Genomic DNA, 19,032 nt, shown 5'->3' on the forward strand with positions numbered 1-19,032 from the left:
GCAGACCGCCGTCGGTTGGCGGCGACGGTCTGCCGTGCTTGTTCGGACCCTACAGACTCTCTATCCCCACTTCACAGTGAAGCCGCCTGGTATGGTCCACAACCCGGGTCTCCCCGGTGAGGGTGAGGGGGGCAGTCAGCCGGATGTCGCTGCTGGACGCTCCGAACCGGAGCTCCAGCTCCCCTGGTTCGACGATGCGCAGGCCGTCCCGGCCCGTAAACGCCGTCACGTCCGCCGGGACGGTGAATGCCACCCGCGCTGATGAGCGCGCAGCGAGCGGAACCCGCGCGTAGGCGACGAGCCGCTGTACGGGGCGAACCACCGATGCCACGGGATCGTGCAGGTACAGCTGAACGATCTCGACGCCGTCGCGCCCACCTGTATTGGCCACCTGCACGCTGACCGTCACCTCGCCGTCAGTCGGCGCGGAAACGGCGTCCGCTTCCAGGTTCTGCCAGGTGAATTCGGTGTAGCTGATTCCGTGGCCGAAACCGAATGCGGCTGTCGGGTTGATGTTGGACACGCCGCTGGCCTGTGCCAGCGGAGCGGCGAGATAGGTGGAGGGTTGGGCTCCCGGAGTGCCCGGGACACTGACGGGCAGGCGCCCGCTTGGATTGATCCGCCCGCTGAGGACACCGGCCACGGCCGCTGCACCCTCTTCACCGGGGAAAAAGCCCTGCACGACGGCGGCTGCCTCACGTGCGGCTGCTCCGAGGGCATACGGTCGCCCGGTCAGCAGCACAACGACGACTGGCTTGCCCGTCCCGAGCAGCTCGTCGAGCAGTTGCTGTTGAACTCCCGGGAGCGAGAGGGACTCGGCGTCGCATCCCTCACCGCTGGTTCCACGCCCGAAAAGACCCGCCCGATCGCCGAGCACGGCGATGACCACGTCTGCGCCCCCGGCAACCGCGAGCGCTTCGTCGAACCCGGTGGTCGCGGTCCCGTCGATGGTGCAGCCGGCAGCCACAGTGATGTCACTGGCGGGAAGCTCCCGATGCAACGCCTCGGCGACGGTCGGAATGGCAAGTCCCAGTTCAACCTCCGGGTGCTGTTCACCGACGTGGGCCGGGAAGGAGTAACAGCCGAGGAACGCGCGGTGTGTATCGGCGTTCGGTCCGACAAGGGCAACCCGTGGGGTGAACGCGAGCGGCAGGATGCCGTCGTTCCGAACCAGGACGATGGACTGCTCGGCCAGTTCGCTTGCGACGTGCCGGCCGGCCGCCGTGTCCAGGTCGATGACCGGCGTCGTGGCGGGCTCCGTATCGGTGAGAGCCGGAGGAATGGGTGACCATTCCGGATCGAGCAGGCCGAGGTCGAGCTTCTGGCGCAGTACCCGACGCAATGCCCTGTCAACGATGTCTTCCTCCAGCCGCCCGCCGTCGATCTCTGCGATCAGGTGCTCACCGAAGGCGTGGATGGTAGGAAGCTCGACGTCGACTCCGGCGGTGAGGGCGGCAGCAGCCGCCTCGCCCAGAGTCGCAGTCACGCGATGGAGTTCCTTCAGGAAGGCGATCCCGAAATAGTCGGCGACCACCGTGCCGTCGAATCCCCAGGTGTCCCTGAGGAGCCCGGTGAGCAGCGAACCGTCCGCTGCGGTCGGGATGCCGTCGATATCCGTGTAGGCGTGCATGACGGAGCGCACACCGGACTCCCGGATCGCCATCTCGAACGGCGGCAGCAGGACATCTGCCCGCTCGCGCTCACCGACCGAAACCGGTGCCAGGTTGCGCCCTGCCTTCGACGCCGAGTAGCCGACGAAGTGCTTGAGGGTGGCAACGATCCCAGCCTGTTCAAGTCCCTGCACGTAGGCCGTCGCGATGGTCCCGATCAGGTATGGGTCCTCGCCGATGGTCTCCTCGACCCGGCCCCAGCGCGCATCCCGGACGACGTCGAGCACAGGTGCAAGGCCCTGGTGTACGCCGACGGACCTGAGGTCCGCGCCGATGGTGGAGGACATCGTGCGCACCAGGTCAGGATTGAACGTGGCTCCCCATGCCAGGGGCACCGGATACGCCGTCGCCTTCCATGCTGCGAACCCGGCCAGGCACTCCTCGTGGACGAGCGCCGGAATACCGAACCGGTTGGCTGCCACGATCCGCTCCTGCGTGCGCTGCAGGGAAAGTGCGCCCAGCCCCGGTTCCACCGGAGCTGTCCCGAACGGACGCGTCAGCTGTCCAAGGCCGTGGGGCAGAAGCTCGTCAAGGTCGACCGCCTCGTTCATGTCGTTCTGATGGGGAGCCACCTCCCCGCCCTCCGTGTTGGCGCCGACCCAGACGCCGACGAGCTGGGCGATCTTCTCGCGAAGCGTCATCGCCCTGATCAGGGCTTCGACCCGGTCCTCCGGTGCCGCCGTGGTGTTACGCCAGAGGGCGTCGTGCAGTGTTGTTTCAGTCATGGTTACTTTCCGCCAGCGCCCATGAGGCCCTGGACAAGCGCGCGGCGCGCAAACAGATAGACAAGCAGGACGGGCACCATCGAGAGGGTTACTGCGGCCAGCAGCCCCGGGATGTTGACGCCGTACTGGGTCTGGAAGTTGAAGAGACCGAGGGTCACCACGCGGGTGCTCTCGGACTGGGTGAGGATGAGGGGAAAGAGGAACCCGTTCCATGCCTGCAGGGCAGAGAAGACGGCGATTGTCGAAATTCCGCCTTTGGACAGCGGGAGGACCAGGCGGAAGAAGGCACGCGCAGGGCTGGCGCCGTCCATGGCCATGGCCTCGTACAGCTCTCCTGTTATGTCGCGCATCGTTCCGCTGAGGATCAGCGTGCAGATAGGTAGCGCGAACGCTGCGGTGGGAAGGATGACGCCGATCAGGTTGTCGTACAGGCCAACGGTGTTGATGAGGTAGAACACCGGCACGATCACCGCCTGCGCCGGAATTGCCAGGCCCAGGAGGAAGAAGCGGAATACGAAGGACGCTCCGCGGCTCCGGCTGCGCACAATCGCATAGCTGAGCGGCGGAACAAGCAGCAGAACAATGCCGACCACTCCGGCCGTCACGACGACGGTATTGAGGAAGTACCGCCCGAACCCGCTGGTGATGGCGTCCACGTAGTTCTGCAGCGTGAAGCTGCTCGGGAGGGCGAGCGGTCCACCGTCACCAAATTCGGCGCGTGTCTGGAAGGTCCCGGACAGCATGACGTAGAGGGGAAGGGCGACGATCAGCAGCCAGATGAAAGAGCCGACGCCGGCAAGGTAGTTGGGACGGGGCTTCATTACACTCCCTCCAGAGAGCTCGTCATCTTGTCGTAGCCCGAGACCTTGACGACCACCAGCGATATCGCGGTTGCCACGATCACAAGTACGAGGGCGATTGCGCTGCCGACGCCGAAGTCGAAGCTCTGGAACGCCTCCTGGTACATGTAGAAGGCGGTGATGGTGGTGTCGGTGCCCGGCCCGCCGTTGGTCAGGATGAGCACAGTTTCGAACGTGGTCAGGCCGCCGACGACCATGAGGATAATCGAGGTGATCGCCGTGTTCCGCAGCTGCGGCAGGGTGATCGAGAAGAACTGGCGCACAGTTCCGGCACCGTCGATGGACGCCGCCTGGTAGAGCACTGATGGAATGGACTTCGCTGCGCCCTGGTAGATCAGGGTATGGAACGGGGTGAACTGCCACATCCCCACGAAGATCAGGACACCGATGGCGCCGGCCTGGCTGCCGAGCAGGTTTCCGTCGCCGAACAGCCAGGGCACCTGCCCTGGAATCCCGAAGTTCGGGTCAAGGAGCGCCCGCCAGAGTACGGAGATCGCAGCGGAAGAGAGCAGCAGCGGAACGAAGTAAATGGCGCTCAGGATTGCGCGGTTCCGCTGGTTACCCGCGGCCCAGACGCCGAGCAGGATGCTCAACGGTGTCTGGGTGATGACACCGAGCACGATGAAGAGCAGGCTCAGCCAGAGGCTCTTGAGCATCACGGGATCGGCGATGAGCGTTTCCCAGTTCTCGAAACCCACGAATTTGGGGTCACCGAGGCCGCTCCAGGAGGTGAAGGACAGGACCGCCACCGCCGCGAGCGGAACGAGAGCGAACAGCGCGAAGAAAATGGTGGCCGGTAGTGCCCAGGCAAAGCCGGGGCGTCCCACGGAGGAGGCGCCCGAGCGGGCCGGGCGGCTCACGGTGGAGCCGCCCGGCGCTGGACGCCTGCGGGTAGCAAGCGTTGTCATGGTGTTTCCTAAAGGCTCTGCATGGCCTTGATGAAGCCGTCTTCGTCGATCTGGCCGTTGAAGAACTGCGACACCGCGGTGTGGATGGTCACGGTAGCCTCGGGCGGGTAAGCCTGATCCCAGGAGAGCTGGAAGTTCGGCGCGTCCTGTACGAGGTTGAACTGGTACTTGGCGTACTCCGGATCGGCTGCCTCGTCGAGGAACTTCTCCGTGTTGGTCGTGGTGGGCAGATTGCCGATAGCCACCTGCTCCTGGACGAACTCGTCCGAGTACATCAGCTTCAGGAACTCGGCGACCTCTTCGGGATAGCGGGTGTCCTTGTGGACGGAGTAGAAGTTGTTGGTGTTGCCGGCGAGGTTCTTCGGATCGCCCTCGCCGCCCTCGATCGCGGGGAATTCACTGTAACCGAGGACGTTTTCCGCGAACTCGGGGTCCGAGTCCTGGTGGGTCGCGTACGCCCACGAGCCCATCAGTTCAAAACCTGCGCGGCCGCTGGAGAGCAGTGCGGGCGAACCGCCGTCGGTGAACTTGACGGAGTCGAAGTTGGTGCCGAAGGCGCCCGCGTCAATCAGCTCACGCAGCATCCCGAGTGCCTCACGACTCTCATCGGAATCCCAGACGCTGGTGTCGCCGTCGAGTGCCGCCTGGAACAGTTCCGGTCCGGCCACACGGTCGAAAACGTATTGGAACCACATCTGGGTGGGCCACTGGTCCGCCCCGCCCAGGGCAATCGGCGTGACACCGATTGCCTTCAGTTTCTCCACGGCGTCCAGCAGTTCATCCCAGGTGGCTGGCGGTGCATCGATGCCCGCTTCCTTGAGTACCTCGGAGTTGTTGAACAGCATGACCGGCTGCGTACCGCGCATCGGGATGCCGTAAGCCTTGCCATCGATGACCGCCGTCTCGAAGACCGAGGAAAGGAATGCTTCCTTCAGCTGCGGATCTTCCTCAATGAACTCGTCGAGCGGCATGAGAAGCCCCGCGTCCACGAAGTTCGCGATACTGCCGCCGCCCCAGTTGAAGAACACGTCCGGCGCCGAGTCGGTATCAATGATGGTCTGCAGCTTGCTCTGGTAGTCCGCGCCGGGGATGGTGTCGAGGACGACCTTCACGTCGGAGGTGGCATTGAACTTGTCCACCATGGACTGCTCGACCTTGTTGCCTGCATCACCGTATACCGCGACGTGAATTTCACCTTCGGGGCGATTCGACGCGTCGCTGCCTCCCCCGCCGCATCCGGCGAGCGTCAGTCCCAGCATCATGACAGCGCTGCCGGCAATGCCCCGCGCCATCCAGGTTCGGTTGTTCTTCATCGAACGCCTTTCGAAAGTTTCGATAATTATACCGAAAGTTATGTGATGCCACGAGTGTATATATCGGTTCTCACAAAGTGCAAGGCGAAAAGGTGCGGGCGGTCACATAATGCGATGAACAGTTCATTGCGTTGGAGAGTGGCGGAGGTAAGCTGACGACATGTCGAATCCTGTGGAAGAACCACGCGTTACCCTCGCCCAGCTTGCGACAGCGGCTGGGGTTTCGCTCTCGACGATTTCAAAAGTGCTCAACGGGCGCGCGGACGTGTCCCCGAAAACTCGAGCGAAAGTTGAGAAGCTGCTCGAAGAACATGGGTACCGGCGTCGGCAGGCTTCCACTACCCGGACAGGCCTCGTCGAACTCGTCTTCCACGAACTTGAGAGTGCCTGGGCGCTCGAATTGATCCGCGGCGTGGAGAATGTGGCGCGCGAACACGGGATGAGCGTGGTTCTGACGGAAACCGGTACGCGCCAGGCGCCGGGAGCTGAGTGGATCGAGGGCGTCATGTCCCGCCGGCCGGCCGGCGTTGTCCTCGTCTTTTCGGAGCTGCCACAGGACTTCCGGCAGAAGCTCGATGCGCGTGGGATCCCTTTCGTGATCATTGACCCGGCCGGAGATCCCGCGCCGGACGTTCCGTCCGTGGGCTCCGCGAACTGGGCCGGCGGCATGATGGCCACGCGCCACCTGATTGAACTGGGACATTCCCGTGTGGCGGTCATCAGCGGACCTGAGGACATGATGTGTTCGCTGGCCCGGGTGGACGGCTATCGCTCCGCCATGAATATGGCCTCGTTGCCGATTGATCCTGAATTAATCAGGTACGGCAACTTCCACGTCGACGGCGGGAGGGACCATGCCTTCGCGCTGCTGCGCGGCGAACAACCGCCGACCGCAATCTTCGCAGGGAGCGACCTACAGGCGCTGGGCGTCCTCGATGCGGCCCGGCAGCTCGGCCTGCGCGTGCCTGAGGAACTCTCGATTGTCGGCTATGACGATCTGCAGCTGGCACAGTGGTCCAGCCCCGCCCTGACGACAGTTCATCAGCCGCTCATCCAGATGGCGGAGGAAGCCACCCGGATGGTCCTGCGCCTACGCGAGGGCGAGCGCCCCAACAACCTCAAACTGGACCTGGCCACCAGCCTCGTGGTGCGCCAGAGCACTACCCGGCCGGCGGAGCAGCGCCAGGGCGATGTGCCCCGGATGCGACAGCAAGCCTGAGCACAGGCAGTACTCGCGGCCGCGGGGGCGGTTATGGAGCTGACCCACCTGGACACCGCGATAGAGAAAGCCAACACAAAACGGCGCACCGCCCTCAATGGGGATCGATGCGCCGTTAGTTAAGTGAAATCCGACGGCCGAGCGAGCTTAGCCGATGCGGCGGGAGCCGCCGTCGTCCTCTTCATCATCGAACTCGTCCGCGTACTTGTCCTCATACGCCGAATAATCCGGTTCAACCGGGTCATCGCGGCGGGAGGCACGACTACCGGGGCCTGTGAGCTCACGCTGCAGCGCCGAATAGTCTGTGGCCGGGCTGAAGTACTTCATGTCCCGTGCCTGCTTGGTGGCTTTCGCCTTCTGACGGCCGCGCCCCATGGCGTGACCCCCTTTTGTGCGTCGATCCGGAGGTGGTCGCCGGGCCTTGAGAATAAAGGCGCAACGAGGCCCCGGAGTATCCGGTCAATGTGTCGTACGTATAGATTACATGGTTTCACAGGTCCGACGTGCTGGCCGACGCCGTTGCTTCCCGCAATAGTTGTGCGGTTATCCCCCGCCCATGCGGAAAAGCCCCATAGTTGGCTAGAGTCGTGGGGTACTTTGGACCAGAATCAGCGCGTCACCGCGGCAGGCACATGAAGGGGCAGTTCACTATGAGCGATCAGCCGGACAAGCCGGAGGATGGCGATTCCGCAGCGGGCGAAGCCGCTGTACCGGAACCGGAACTTCTGAGCGCTGACGACGTTCGCCTCTCCGACCCGGATGTCTCCGCTGATGCGGTTGAGCCGACCCTCAACACAAGTGCGGAGGAGCTCCGTCTGAGCGAGCCGACCCTCGAAGGGGCGGAGATCAGCGACGATGTGGCCGAGGCCGCTTCGCTGGAGGAGGCAGCCGCAGAAGCCGATTCGGTCGCCCAGGAAGCCGAGAATGTGGGGACGCTCGTGGCCGGCCCCCGTCCGGCCGAGGACCCTGCTGAGGGTGCAGCACCCTCCGGCACTGCACCTGCCGGAGGCACTGCCGGCGATGCGGGAGGCGCTCCGGGCGATGCAACCGATCTGCCCGCGGGGATCCCCGCACCGCCTGCTGATGGTCCGGGGAAAGCCGGGCAAGAGAAAAACGCAGATCAGTTGCCTGACAGCCCGCCGACCTCTCCCGCTACCGACACCTCGGCCGCGGAGAACACAGCTCAAGAAGACGCAGCGTCAGAAGACAAAGCTCCTGACGCACCTTGGGCGCAGCCTTTCCCTCGCCCCCACCCGCAAGCTCCGGGAAGCCCCGTACCACCCGTGGGCGGCGCCTACGGTCTGCCCCCGGCGAACCCTGATGCCCCTGCGCCCACCCGCATTCGGGCGCGTGCGGCGGGACGATCCTCGAAGGGTTCGAAACGAAAGATGCTGATTATCCTCGGCATAGTGGCTCTGCTGGTGATTGTCCTACTGATCTTCGCGATCACGAGCATTGTCAACGCATTGGCATCAGGCGATTCGGCAGCAGGATCCTCACCGAACACCACGCCGGGCGCGGACGGAATCATTGCGGAGAACATCTCACCGCTGGAACTGGGCGCCGGAGCCTGCATACTCGGATTCGATTCGGTGAACGTCAGTGCCGACGTCACAACCGTCTCCTGCACCACGCCGCATAATGCCCAGTTGCTCGCAACCACCAGCTTCCCCGAGGATTCGGATTTCCCCGGGGAAACCGCACTGACCTCCAGCGGTGATGACCTGTGCAACTCGGTGCCGATCGACGAGAACGCGGCCGCCGACTACCCGGAACTCACACTCACCCAGGTCACCCCAACCTCGGGGACCTGGGCCGATGGCGACCGCCGTATTGACTGCTTCGTGGTTTCCGATGAAGGCAACGTCATCACGGATACCCTCCTCGCTGAGTAACCCGCTTGCGCTAGACGGAGGGGCTGAAGAACCGGCGTTATCCGCTCACGCCGGTCACGGTCAGCCCTTCTGCTCCGTCGGCTGCGCGATCCACACGGACCTTGTCGCCGTCATTGATCGCCCCTGCCAGCAGTCCGCGGGCCAGGCGGTCGCCGATCTCGCGCTGCACCAGGCGGCGAAGCGGCCGGGCGCCGTACGCGGGGTCGAAGCCCGTGAGTGCCAGCCACTCCCTCGCCGCATCGGTGACGTCCAGTGTGAGTCGACGATCCTGAAGGCGACCGGCGAGGGCCTGCACCTGCAGGTCCACGATTCGCGAAAGCTCCTCGAGGCTCAGTGCGTCGAACATGATGATGTCGTCAAGCCGGTTGAGGAACTCCGGCTTGAAGCTCACGTTGACGACTGACATGACGGCGTCCCGCCGGGCTGATTCGTCGAGCGTCGGGTCCACCAGGAACTGGGAGCCGAGGTTCGAAGTCATCACCAGGATCACATTGCGGAAGTCCACTGTGCGTCCCTGACCGTCGGTGAGGCGGCCGTCGTCGAGCACCTGCAGGAGGATGTCGAAGGCTTCAGGATGGGCCTTCTCAACCTCGTCAAGCAGCACAACGCTGTAGGGCCGGCGCCGGACCGCCTCGGTGAGCTGTCCGCCCTCGTCATAACCGACGTAGCCCGGCGGCGCCCCGACCAGCCGCGAGACCGCGTGCTTCTCGGAGTACTCGGACATGTCTATCCGGATCATGGCGCGCTCGTCGTCGAACAGGAACTCCGCGAGCGCCTTGGCGAGCTCGGTTTTGCCGACGCCCGTGGGACCAAGGAAGAGGAACGATCCGGTGGGACGGTCCGGGTCCGAGATTCCTGCGCGGGCACGTCGCACAGCGTCGGAGACGGACGCGACCGCTTTCTTCTGCCCGATCAGGCGGTTCCCGAGGTTCTCCTCCATGTGCAGCAGCTTGTGGCTTTCGCCCTGGAGCATGCGCCCGGCCGGAATGCCGGTCCACGCGGAGATGACCTCCGCGATGTCCGACGCGGTGACTTCCTCCGCAACCATCAGATCCGGCGAGTCAGCGGACCGCTCCTCCTCGGCCTGCGCAGCGTCCAGCTCTCGTTGCACCTGCGGGATTTCACCGTAGAGAATGCGCGAAGCAGTCTCGAAGTCACCCTCGCGCTGGGTACGCTCCTGATGGGAACGCAGTTCATCCAGCTTTGCCTTCAGGTCGCCGATGCGATTCAGTCCGGCTTTCTCGGCCTCCCACCGGGCGTTCAGCGCGGCGAGCTGCTCCTTACGGTCGGCCATGTCCGCGCGGAGAGCCGCGAGTCGCCCCGCCGAGGCCTCGTCGGATTCGCCTTCCAGTGCCAACTCCTCCATGGTGAGGCGGTCGACGACCCGGCGCAGCTGGTCGATCTCCTCCGGGGCGGAGTCGATCTCCATACGAAGGCGGGATGCGGCTTCGTCCACGAGGTCAATGGCCTTGTCCGGCAACTGCCTGCCGGTGATGTACCGGTTGGACAGCGTAGCGGCCGCAACCAGCGCCGAGTCGGCGATTGAGACCTTGTGATGCGCTTCGTAACGCTCCTTGAGCCCTCGCAGGATGCCGATGGTGTCCTCGACACTCGGCTCACCCACATAGACCTGCTGGAAGCGGCGTTCCAGCGCGGCGTCCTTCTCGATGTTCTCGCGGTACTCATCCAGCGTGGTTGCGCCGATCAGCCGCAGCTCACCGCGGGCAAGCATGGGCTTGAGCATGTTGCCGGCATCCATGGACCCCTCGGACGCGCCGGCTCCGACGACGGTGTGCAGCTCATCGATGAAGGTGACAACCTGGCCGTTGGAAGCCTTGATTTCTTCGAGTACGGCCTTGAGCCGTTCCTCGAACTCGCCACGGTACTTTGCGCCGGCGATCATCGAACCAAGGTCCAGGCTGATGAGTGACTTCCCCCGCAGCGACTCAGGTACGTCGCCGGCAACCATGCGCTGGGCCAGGCCTTCCACGACCGCGGTCTTGCCGACGCCCGGTTCACCGATCAGTACCGGGTTGTTCTTGGTACGGCGCGAGAGCACCTGCACTACGCGACGAATTTCGGTATCGCGGCCGATCACCGGGTCCAGCTTGCCCGAGCGAGCAATCTCCGTCAGGTCCACGCCGAACTTCTCAAGCGCCTGGAAGGTGTTCTCCGGATCGGGGCTGGTTACGCGCCGATCGCCCCGCACCCCGGGAAGCGCAGCGAAAAGGGCATCCCGCGAGGCGCCTTCTTCGCGCAGGATCCTGCCGGTGGCGCCGGAGTCAGCGGCGAGTCCGAGCAGTAGGTGCTCAGTGGATACGTAGGAGTCACCGAGCGACTCCGCCTCCTGGTGTGCGGCCGTGATGACCTGCAGCATGGGCCGCGAGAACTGTGCCTGCGCCACAGATGAGCCTGACGACGTCGGCATCGCCTTGATCGCGGTGCTCGCCTTGACGCTGACGCTGTCCGCACTGATACCCGCGGCCGTGAGCAGCGCGACAGCCACGCCTTCACGCTGGTCCATCAGCGCTTTCAGCAGATGTGCCGGCTCCACCTGCGGGTTGCCCGCGGTGGAGGCATTCATTGCGGAAGCGTTCAGAGCTTCCTGACTTTTGGTGGTGAACTTTGTGTCCATGCTGGCCTCCCTGCAATACCACAATAACTAAGTTGAGTGTACTACGCTCAACTTTTGTGCGCACTGCGCTGAATCCATTTTCACTTCGGGCGAACCCACCTTCATGCTCTGGACCGGTTCAGACCTCCCGGCCCTTCGAGACCCAGTTGGGGTCAGCGCTGCGCTCCCCCACGACGAGGTTGGCTGCGGCGTCCAGAACGTCGCAATCCGCCTGGGAGAGCGTGATCGAAAGAGCACCGATGTTCTCGTCGATGCGCTCGGGCTTTCGGGTGCCGGGAATCGGAACTACCGGGAGCCCGAACCTGGAACCCTGCTGCGCAAGCCAGGCCAGCGCAACCTGCGCCGGTGTAGCGCGGGTGCTGACCGCCACTGACTGGACAGCCTCCAGCACGGCGGCATTGGCCTGCATCGCATCGGCACTGAATCTCGGCACGCGATGACGGAAATCACCCTCTGACAGGGTCTGGGATTGGACCGTGCCGGTGAGGAAGCCCCGCCCGAGCGGCGAATAGGGCACGAACCCGACACCGTGTTCGGCGGCTCGCGGCACAACCTGACGTTCGACGTCCCGGCTCCAGATCGACCACTCGCTCTGCACAGCCGCGATCGGGTGCACGGCGTGAGCGGCGGCGAGCTCGTCCGCAGTGACCTCGGACAGGCCCAGGTGGCGCACCTTGCCCGCTGTGACGAGGTCCGCCATCGCGCCGACTGTCTCCTCGATCGGAACCGAGCTGTCCCGTCGGTGCATGTAGTAGAGGTCGATGACGTCCGTTCCCAACCGCCGCAGGCTCGCCTCAGCCGCGCTTCGGACATAGGCGGAACCGCCGCGTATGCCGGTGTAGCCCGCAGCCGGGCTTCCCTCGATGCCGAACTTGGTGGCAACTTCCACCTCGTTCCGCCGCCGGGCGAGCAGCTTGCCCACGAGCTCCTCATTACTGCCCGCGCCGTAGATGTCTGCTGTGTCGATGAACGTCACTCCTGCATCGACGGCGTGATGGAGAGTCTTCAGGGCCTGCTGCTGGTCGATTCCTCCGTAGACCTCGGTCAGCGCCATGCCGCCGAAGCCTTGCGCACTCACGGTGAAGCCGTCCGCCAGTTCAGTTCGAGTAAGGGTCATGCTCTCGATGGTATTCCGGTGGCGGCCTGCCCGACAGAGCGTGGTAAGCCGTTGTGGAAAGGGAAACAAACGCAAAGCCGGTGGGCGATAATGGAGCGCATGGGGAAAGCCGAATTCACTTCCGTCCTAACTATCGCCGCAATGGCGCTGACTCTGACCGCTTGCACTCCGAAGGGCCCTACCGCCGAAGACGCGGCAACAACCCTCGCCGCGGGCCTGACGAACACGGACCTGACCGGCGTTACTCTTGATTCAGTCTCCCCCGAACGGGCCACAGCCCAACTGGAAGAAATCACCGCTGCCCTTGACCCGGTCTCGCCCACAGTAACCGTCGCGTCAGTGGAATCCACAGGCGAGGACACGGCTACGGCACAGCTCAATCACGCATGGGACATCGACGCGGGTGACAAGGACTGGACCTACACGACTACGGCGGAGCTGACCCTGGTGGACGACGTTTGGCAGGTGGGTTGGAATCCATCCGTCGCGGTCGATGGCCTGGGCGAGGAAGCCTCGCTCGTGGTCTCCAGGACTCCGGCCGAACGCGGGGAGATCCTCGGCGCAGGGGGCGAGGTCCTGGTCACTGACCGGCCGGTCATCCGGGTAGGAATCGACAAGACCCTCCTCGACCCGACCGAGCTGGAATCCTCCGCGGCGGCCCTGGCTGAACTGGTGGGCGTCGACTCCGCCGCCTACACCGAACAGGTGCTCGGCGCCGGCGAGCAGGCCTTCGTCGAGGCGATTGTCTTCCGTGACACCGAGGACCGCCCGGTCTCCGACGAAGAGTTGACCGCCATCCCCGGCGCCGCAGGGATTCCGGATACCATGCCGCTTGCCCCCACACGCACCTTCGCCCGTGAACTTCTGGGATCCGTCGGGTCCGTAACCGCCGAAGTGGTGGAAAAGTCAGAAGGGCGGCTCAAGGCCGGCGACGTTGCCGGGCTGTCCGGCCTCCAGCTGCAGCATGACCAGCAATTGGGCGGAACACCCGGCATGCTCATCGAGGCCGTGACCGGAGAAGGTGAAGCGCGCAGCGGAGAGGTCCTGTTCGAGAAGGCCCCTGTGCCAGGCAAATCGTTGGAAATCACCCTTGATCCGGCGCTGCAGACACTCGCTCAGAACGTACTCGCGGAAGAACCCTCAGCCTCCTCCATCGTCGCCATCCGCCCGTCCACCGGGGAGATTCTGACGGTCGCCAACGGGCCGGGAAGCGAGGGGTTGCAGAGCGCACTGCTCGGCCAGTATCCGCCCGGATCCACCTTCAAGGTGGCCACCTCGCTCGCCCTGCTCAGGAACGGCTTCACCCCGGAAACCACCACAGACTGCCCGGAGGAGCTGGACGTCGAGGGCCGCGCGTTCAAGAACGTACCCGGTTACCCGGCGGAATTCACTGGCGAGATCCCCCTCCTGCAGGCGCTCGCACAGTCCTGCAACACCGGATTCATCACGCAGCGCGAGGTCGTTTCCCAACAGGCACTCGCAACGGCTGCTGCGGACCTCGGAATCGGGATCGACGTTCCCATTGGCACTCCGGCGTTCTTCGGCTCTGTCCCCTCGGAAGCGGACGGAACCACCCATGCCGCGTCGATGATCGGGCAGGGCGAAATCCTGGTCTCGCCGCTGTCGCTGGCCATCATGGCGGCTTCTGTCGGGGCCGGCGACCGGGTTGCGCCGACGCTCCTGGCAGCTCAGGAGGAGGCGCCGACGTCGTCAGCTTCTGCAGAAGCATCACCGGAGGTTACAGCCACGCCGGAAGAAGCGTCGGCACCCAGCAACCTGACCGCCGACGAGGCGGCAGCCCTGAAGGAGATGATGGGCGCCGTCGTCACTGTGGGAGGGGCGCAACTGCTCGCGGACATCCCGGGCGAATCCGTTCTCGCCAAGACCGGCACCGCTGAATTCGGCACGGAGGACCCGCCGCGAACCCATGCCTGGGTGGTGGCTCTGCAGGGCGATCTTGCCGTCGCCGTCTTCGTTGGAGAAGGCGAACGCGGCTCCATCTCCGGTGGCCCGCTGATGGAGGAATTTCTCCGTGGAGCCGGTCAGTAAAGCGCTATCGCAGCTGCTGCGGAAGCCGGGTCCCCGACGTCGGAACGATCTCCTTGCCCAACGGCATGAGTGACACCGGGATCAGCTTGATATTCGCGATGCCGAGCGGAATCCCGATGATGCTGAGGAACATCGGAATGGATGTCAGCACGTGGCCAATGGCAATCCAGACGCCCGCCACCACAACCCAGATCACGTTGCCCAGGGTGGAGAAGAAATAGGTGCGCCCGCCGCGGTCCACCACGGACCGCCCGAACGGCCAGAGCGCGTAGGCCCCAATGCGGAACGCTGCTATTCCGAAGGGGATGGTGACAATGAGCAGACAGCACACGATCCCGGCCAGGAAGTAGCCGACCGCCAGCCAGATTCCGCCGAAGAGAAGCCAGATGATGTTCAGGAGTGCATTCATGGGTCTATTCTTCCTGCCTGCAGCACCGAAAGGCCATGAGGGTCTTCCCTGAACTGTCTTCCGCTCCTGTGCAGAAACAACACTGCCCACCGGCTGTTTCAGCTCGGTGGGCAGTGTTATTGGCTTGCTACTTAGCGGCCGCGGCGCTCGTTGGAGGCTGGTGCACCTGCCCTGCGGGGGCCGGAGCCGCGGCTACCGGCGGGACGGCCGGACGACGACGGCGCGTGGCTGCGCTGACCCGAGCCCGGCTGCGCCTTGCCCTGCGAGCCGCGACTGGCCGTGGCGCTGTGGGCAGCGACGTCACCCGAGCGGGCCGGACGGGGGCGGCGGGTACGGTTGCCGCCGGCTGCGGCACCCTCACCGGTACGACGCTCACTGTCAGTTCCGAAGCGAGGCGCCTGCGGCTGGTCCTTGCGGCGCTCCGCACGATTGCCCTGGGGCTCGGCTGCAACGCGGCCCCGACCGCCGCGGCCACCGCGGCCGCCGGCAGCGGGAGCCGCGCGTCGGGCACGCTTGCGCTCGGCGTTGGCGCCGGTCGAGGCGCCTGAACCGCGCGGGGTCTCGCGCTGCGCCAGGAGGGCGGCACGGGTGCGCGGGTCAATCTTTTCTGCGGCCTCACCGATCAGCTTGCCCACGAGCGGGGAGGTCGCTGTGACGTTCTCGAAGCCGACGCTCACACCTGCGGCCTTCATGAGCTTCTGCACTTCGCCCTTTTGCTCGGGCAGGGTGATGGTCACGACGGTACCGTCGGAACCGGCACGGGCCGTACGGCCGGAGCGGTGCAGGTACGCCTTGTGTTCCGTGGGCGGATCAACGTGGACCACGAGCTCGACGTCGTCAACGTGCACTCCGCGCGCTGCGACGTCAGTGGCGACAAGCACGCGCACATCACCGGTGGAGAACTCAGCCAGGTTGCGGTCGCGCGCATTCTGCGAAAGGTTGCCGTGCAGGTCGACGGCGGGGATACCGGCGTCGGTCAGGGTCTTGGCGAGCTTGCGGGCGTGGTGCTTGGTGCGCATGAACAGGACGCGCTTGCCCTTGCCGGAGGCGAGCTGCACAATGAGCTGCTTCTTCTGGGTCTGGTCGCCGATCAGCAGCACGTGGTGCTCCATGGTGGTGACCGAAGCCTGTGTCGTGTCCACGGAGTGGGTCAGCGGGTTGGACAGGTACCGCTGGACAATCTTGTCCACGCCGTTATCCAGGGTGGCCGAGAACAGCATGCGCTGACCTTCGGTTGGTGTGGTGTCCAGGATCCGCTTCACGACGGGCAGGAAGCCGAGGTCGGCCATGTGGTCGGCCTCGTCCAGCACGGTGATCTCCACCGACTCGAGCGTCACCAGCTTCTGGCGCATCAGGTCTTCAAGCCGGCCGGGGCAGGCAATAACAATGTCGACGCCGGCGCGCAGCGCTTTTTCCTGGCGGGCCTGTGAGACGCCACCGTAGATGACGGTGGTGTTCAGGCCAAGCTCGGCGGCCAGCGGCTCGACGGTCGCGTTGATCTGCGTAGCAAGCTCACGTGTGGGAGCAAGGATGAGCGCCAGCGGGCGGCCCGGCTTGCGGCGGTAGGCTGCCTCGCGCTCGGCCAGGCGCGACACCATGGGCAGCGCAAACGCGAGCGTTTTACCGGAGCCGGTACGGCCGCGGCCAAGAACGTCCCGGCCCGCAAGGGTGTCGGGGAGGGTCTTGACCTGAATGGGGAACGGTTCAGTGATTCCCTGGTCGGTAAGGGAACGGACCAGCGCTGTGGGCACGCCAAGCGCAGCAAAGGTAGTCATGTAAAGTACACGAACTTTCTTCTCATCTTCCCTGCGCACCGGTTGGTGCCCAGAGTCCGCCGAAGGAAAGTCAGACAGTGTCAACCGCTCTCACAATCTTGCGAGATAGCGCGGGACAAAAGAATGCGTTCATCGACGCAGGCTGCGGCTGTTGGTCTTCGTAAAAAGCTTCATGTGCCGCAAACAAGTGGATCCAGTCTATCAGTGGTCTGGTTGCGCTCCTGACGGCCGTTGGTGAGGATGGGGATTGTGTGAGCAAGCCCACCACGCGCGCCGCACTGAAACCTCACCACACCGCAGGAGGAACCATGTCCACCGCCGCTGCTATCCGCTCCCATGCTGCAGATCTTTCCGGGGAAGTAACTGAACTGCGTCACCGCCTGCATCAGGAACCGGAGGTCGGCCTGCACCTGCCCCGTACCCAGGAGAAGGTGCTGGAAGCGCTGGACGGGCTTCCCTACGAGGTGAGCGTGGGCAAGGACACAACGTCGGTGACCGCAGTTCTGCGCGGAACGGCACCGTCGTCGAACGGACAGAAGCCGGTGGTTCTGCTGCGCGGAGACATGGACGCTCTTCCTGTGCAGGAGCAGACCGGAGTCCACTACACATCCCGGATTGACGGGGCCATGCATGCCTGCGGCCATGATCTGCACACGGCAATGCTCGCCGGAGCCGCGCGGATCCTTGCTGACCGGCGCGAGGAGCTGGCGGGCGACGTCGTACTGATGTTCCAGCCTGGCGAGGAGGGTTTTGATGGCGCAGGGGTGATGATCCGCGAGGGTGTACTCGAGGCCGCAGGGCGGCGGCCGGACGCGGCCTACGGCATTCACGTTGTGTCCTCGTTGCTGCCCAATGGCCTGTTCGCCAGCCGGCCCGGCACGCTGATGTCAGCGTCCAATTCGCTTGATGTGACCGTCCACGGCGTCGGCGGCCATGGGTCGGCACCCCACCGTGCCAAAGACCCCGTCACCGTTGCGGCAGAAATTGTGACCAGCCTGCAGACGATGATCACGCGGCAGTTCGACATGTTCGATCCCGTGGTGCTGACCGTCGGTCTTCTGCATGCGGGAACCAAGCGGAACGTCATCCCCGAATCAGCGCGCATAGAAGCGACGATCCGGACCTTCTCCGAGCAGAACCGGGAGCTGATGCGAACCGCGATCCCGCGCCTGGTGAACGGCATCGCCGAAGCGCACGGACTCTACGCAACGGTGGAGTATGAGACGGAGTATCCGCTGACGGTAACGGACCCCACGGAGACCTCGAACGTTGAGAAGCACGTCGGTGAGTTGTTCGGCGACGAGCGGTACACGCAGATGGCCAATCCCCTCAGCGGCTCAGAGGACTTCTCCCGGGTGCTGGCGGCCGTGCCCGGGAGTTTCGTTTTCCTGTCCGCCGTCCAACCGGGTGTCGATCCGGCGGGAACCGCGTTCAACCACTCCCCCTACGCCACCTTCGACGACAGCATCCTCGCCGACGGCACCGCCCTCTATGCGCAACTGGCAGTGGCGCGGATCGCCGAGCTTTCGGGCGCCTGACCCGTCCGGACCGCCGGCTTGGCGTGCCTCGCTACGCTTGTACCGATGAGCACGCACCCTGAGCCCCAGCCCTTCCCTGCCCAGCCCGTCTCCTTCGTGCGCCGCGGCTCACGACTCCAGGGCCGCCGTCGTGATGCATGGGCGGAGCTGTCCGAAGGCCTCGTCGTGGAGGTTCCGCGCAGTTCCGCGGCGGACACTTCTGTGGACCCCATGTGGGAGTACGACGCCGCTGCCTCCTTCGGGCGCGATGCACCCCTGGTGATCGAGGTCGGATCGGGACTGGGTGAAGCGGTGGCGCATGCAGCAGCCGAGCACCCCGCGCGCAACTTCCTCGCCCTCGAGGTGTACAAGCCGGGGCTGGCCCAGACCCTGCTTCGAATTGACCAGCGGGGGCTGACCAACGTGCGCGTCGCGCAGGTGAACGCGGCAGAAGCCCTGGCCACGATGATCAGTCCCGCGTCGGTCGCCGAACTGTGGGTCTTCTTCCCCGACCCCTGGCACAAGACCCGCCACCATAAGCGCCGGCTCGTCAAGGACTCCTTCATCGAGCTGGCCGGGCGCGTGCTGGAACCCGGCGGCATTCTGCGCCTCGCCACCGACTGGTCGGACTACGCGGCGCAAATGCGCGAGGCCGCCAACGCCTCACCATTGTTCGAGAACCTGCACGAGGGCGAACGCGCCGGGGGGGACAGTCCCCTGACCCAGGTGTGGGCCAGCGGCGTCGAGCACGAAGTCGGCGGGACCCCCCGCCGTGAGGGACGCGAGCCCGCCGGTACGGCCTCGGCCCGCGAAGGCGAGGACATGCTCGGAGGCTGGGCACCGCGTTTCGAGGGCCGGATTCTCACGAGCTTTGAAAACAAGGCCCATGACGCTGGCCGCATGATCTTCGACCTGGCGTACCGGCGGGTGTTTTAGCCGC

General features: G+C 64.9%; 14 protein-coding genes. 5 read left to right on the top strand and 9 right to left on the bottom strand.

What is annotated here, in order from left to right:
• Nucleotides 1-49: 49 nt before the first annotated feature.
• The 4 genes from AC4D2M_RS03610 to AC4D2M_RS03625 are packed head-to-tail and all read right to left on the bottom strand — an operon-like array spanning nucleotide 50 to nucleotide 5,476.
• Nucleotides 50-2,395: a beta-xylosidase/alpha-l-arabinosidase gene (locus AC4D2M_RS03610; RefSeq protein WP_490890059.1), complete on the bottom strand. Its 2,346-nt coding sequence runs from the start codon at nucleotides 2,393-2,395 to the stop codon at nucleotides 50-52.
• Nucleotides 2,396-2,397: 2 nt separating this feature from the next.
• Nucleotides 2,398-3,216 (bottom strand): carbohydrate ABC transporter permease, encoded by an 819-nt coding sequence (locus tag AC4D2M_RS03615; protein WP_490890061.1) that lies wholly within the window; start codon nucleotides 3,214-3,216, stop codon nucleotides 2,398-2,400.
• Nucleotides 3,216-4,163, bottom strand: a complete 948-nt coding sequence (locus tag AC4D2M_RS03620; RefSeq protein WP_490890063.1) for a carbohydrate ABC transporter permease — start codon at nucleotides 4,161-4,163, stop codon at nucleotides 3,216-3,218. The genes AC4D2M_RS03615 and AC4D2M_RS03620 overlap by 1 nt, the downstream gene beginning before the upstream one ends.
• A gap of 8 nt (nucleotides 4,164-4,171) precedes the next feature.
• A complete protein-coding gene (locus AC4D2M_RS03625; RefSeq protein WP_490890065.1) occupies nucleotides 4,172-5,476 on the bottom strand; it encodes an ABC transporter substrate-binding protein in 1,305 nt (434 codons plus the stop codon).
• A 160-nt stretch (nucleotides 5,477-5,636) separates the two neighbouring features.
• Between AC4D2M_RS03625 and AC4D2M_RS03630 the strand changes: the two genes are divergently transcribed.
• Nucleotides 5,637-6,695, top strand: coding sequence for a LacI family DNA-binding transcriptional regulator (locus tag AC4D2M_RS03630; RefSeq protein ID WP_490890067.1), 1,059 nt, complete (start codon nucleotides 5,637-5,639; stop codon nucleotides 6,693-6,695).
• A 147-nt stretch (nucleotides 6,696-6,842) separates the two neighbouring features.
• Here AC4D2M_RS03630 and AC4D2M_RS03635 read toward each other — a convergent pair whose 3' ends face one another.
• Nucleotides 6,843-7,070, bottom strand: a complete 228-nt coding sequence (locus AC4D2M_RS03635) for a DUF3073 domain-containing protein (protein WP_490890069.1) — start codon at nucleotides 7,068-7,070, stop codon at nucleotides 6,843-6,845.
• 275 nt (nucleotides 7,071-7,345) lie between these two features.
• Here AC4D2M_RS03635 and AC4D2M_RS03640 point away from each other — a divergent pair, with 275 nt between their 5' ends.
• Nucleotides 7,346-8,590 (top strand): septum formation family protein, encoded by a 1,245-nt coding sequence (locus AC4D2M_RS03640; RefSeq protein WP_490890070.1) that lies wholly within the window; start codon nucleotides 7,346-7,348, stop codon nucleotides 8,588-8,590.
• Between the two features lie 37 nt (nucleotides 8,591-8,627).
• Here the strand turns inward: AC4D2M_RS03640 and clpB are convergent, their stop codons facing one another.
• Both clpB and AC4D2M_RS03650 read right to left on the bottom strand, forming a co-directional pair.
• Nucleotides 8,628-11,225: an ATP-dependent chaperone ClpB gene (clpB, locus tag AC4D2M_RS03645; protein ID WP_490890071.1), complete on the bottom strand. Its 2,598-nt coding sequence runs from the start codon at nucleotides 11,223-11,225 to the stop codon at nucleotides 8,628-8,630.
• Between the two features lie 118 nt (nucleotides 11,226-11,343).
• Nucleotides 11,344-12,342, bottom strand: a complete 999-nt coding sequence (locus tag AC4D2M_RS03650) for an aldo/keto reductase (RefSeq protein WP_490890073.1) — start codon at nucleotides 12,340-12,342, stop codon at nucleotides 11,344-11,346.
• Nucleotides 12,343-12,441: 99 nt separating this feature from the next.
• On the opposite strand from AC4D2M_RS03650, the gene AC4D2M_RS03655 reads away from it, so the two are divergent.
• Nucleotides 12,442-14,391 (top strand): penicillin-binding transpeptidase domain-containing protein, encoded by a 1,950-nt coding sequence (locus AC4D2M_RS03655; protein WP_490890074.1) that lies wholly within the window; start codon nucleotides 12,442-12,444, stop codon nucleotides 14,389-14,391.
• Between the two features lie 4 nt (nucleotides 14,392-14,395).
• Here the strand turns inward: AC4D2M_RS03655 and AC4D2M_RS03660 are convergent, their stop codons facing one another.
• Nucleotides 14,396-14,800, bottom strand: coding sequence for a YccF domain-containing protein (locus AC4D2M_RS03660; protein ID WP_490890076.1), 405 nt, complete (start codon nucleotides 14,798-14,800; stop codon nucleotides 14,396-14,398).
• A gap of 131 nt (nucleotides 14,801-14,931) precedes the next feature.
• The gene (locus tag AC4D2M_RS03665; protein ID WP_490890077.1) at nucleotides 14,932-16,575 is read right to left on the bottom strand and encodes a DEAD/DEAH box helicase; all 1,644 of its coding nucleotides are present in this window, start codon (nucleotides 16,573-16,575) and stop codon (nucleotides 14,932-14,934) included.
• A gap of 308 nt (nucleotides 16,576-16,883) precedes the next feature.
• Here AC4D2M_RS03665 and AC4D2M_RS03670 point away from each other — a divergent pair, with 308 nt between their 5' ends.
• Together AC4D2M_RS03670 and trmB are read left to right on the top strand one after the other, a co-directional pair.
• The gene (locus tag AC4D2M_RS03670) at nucleotides 16,884-18,113 is read left to right on the top strand and encodes a M20 metallopeptidase family protein (RefSeq protein ID WP_490890426.1); all 1,230 of its coding nucleotides are present in this window, start codon (nucleotides 16,884-16,886) and stop codon (nucleotides 18,111-18,113) included.
• Nucleotides 18,114-18,158: 45 nt separating this feature from the next.
• Complete coding sequence (gene trmB / locus AC4D2M_RS03675; RefSeq protein ID WP_490890079.1) at nucleotides 18,159-19,028, top strand: tRNA (guanosine(46)-N7)-methyltransferase TrmB; 870 nt, start codon at nucleotides 18,159-18,161, stop codon at nucleotides 19,026-19,028.
• Nucleotides 19,029-19,032: the final 4 nt, after the last annotated feature.

The sequence above is a fragment of the Arthrobacter sp. TJ-270 genome (assembly GCF_058269075.1).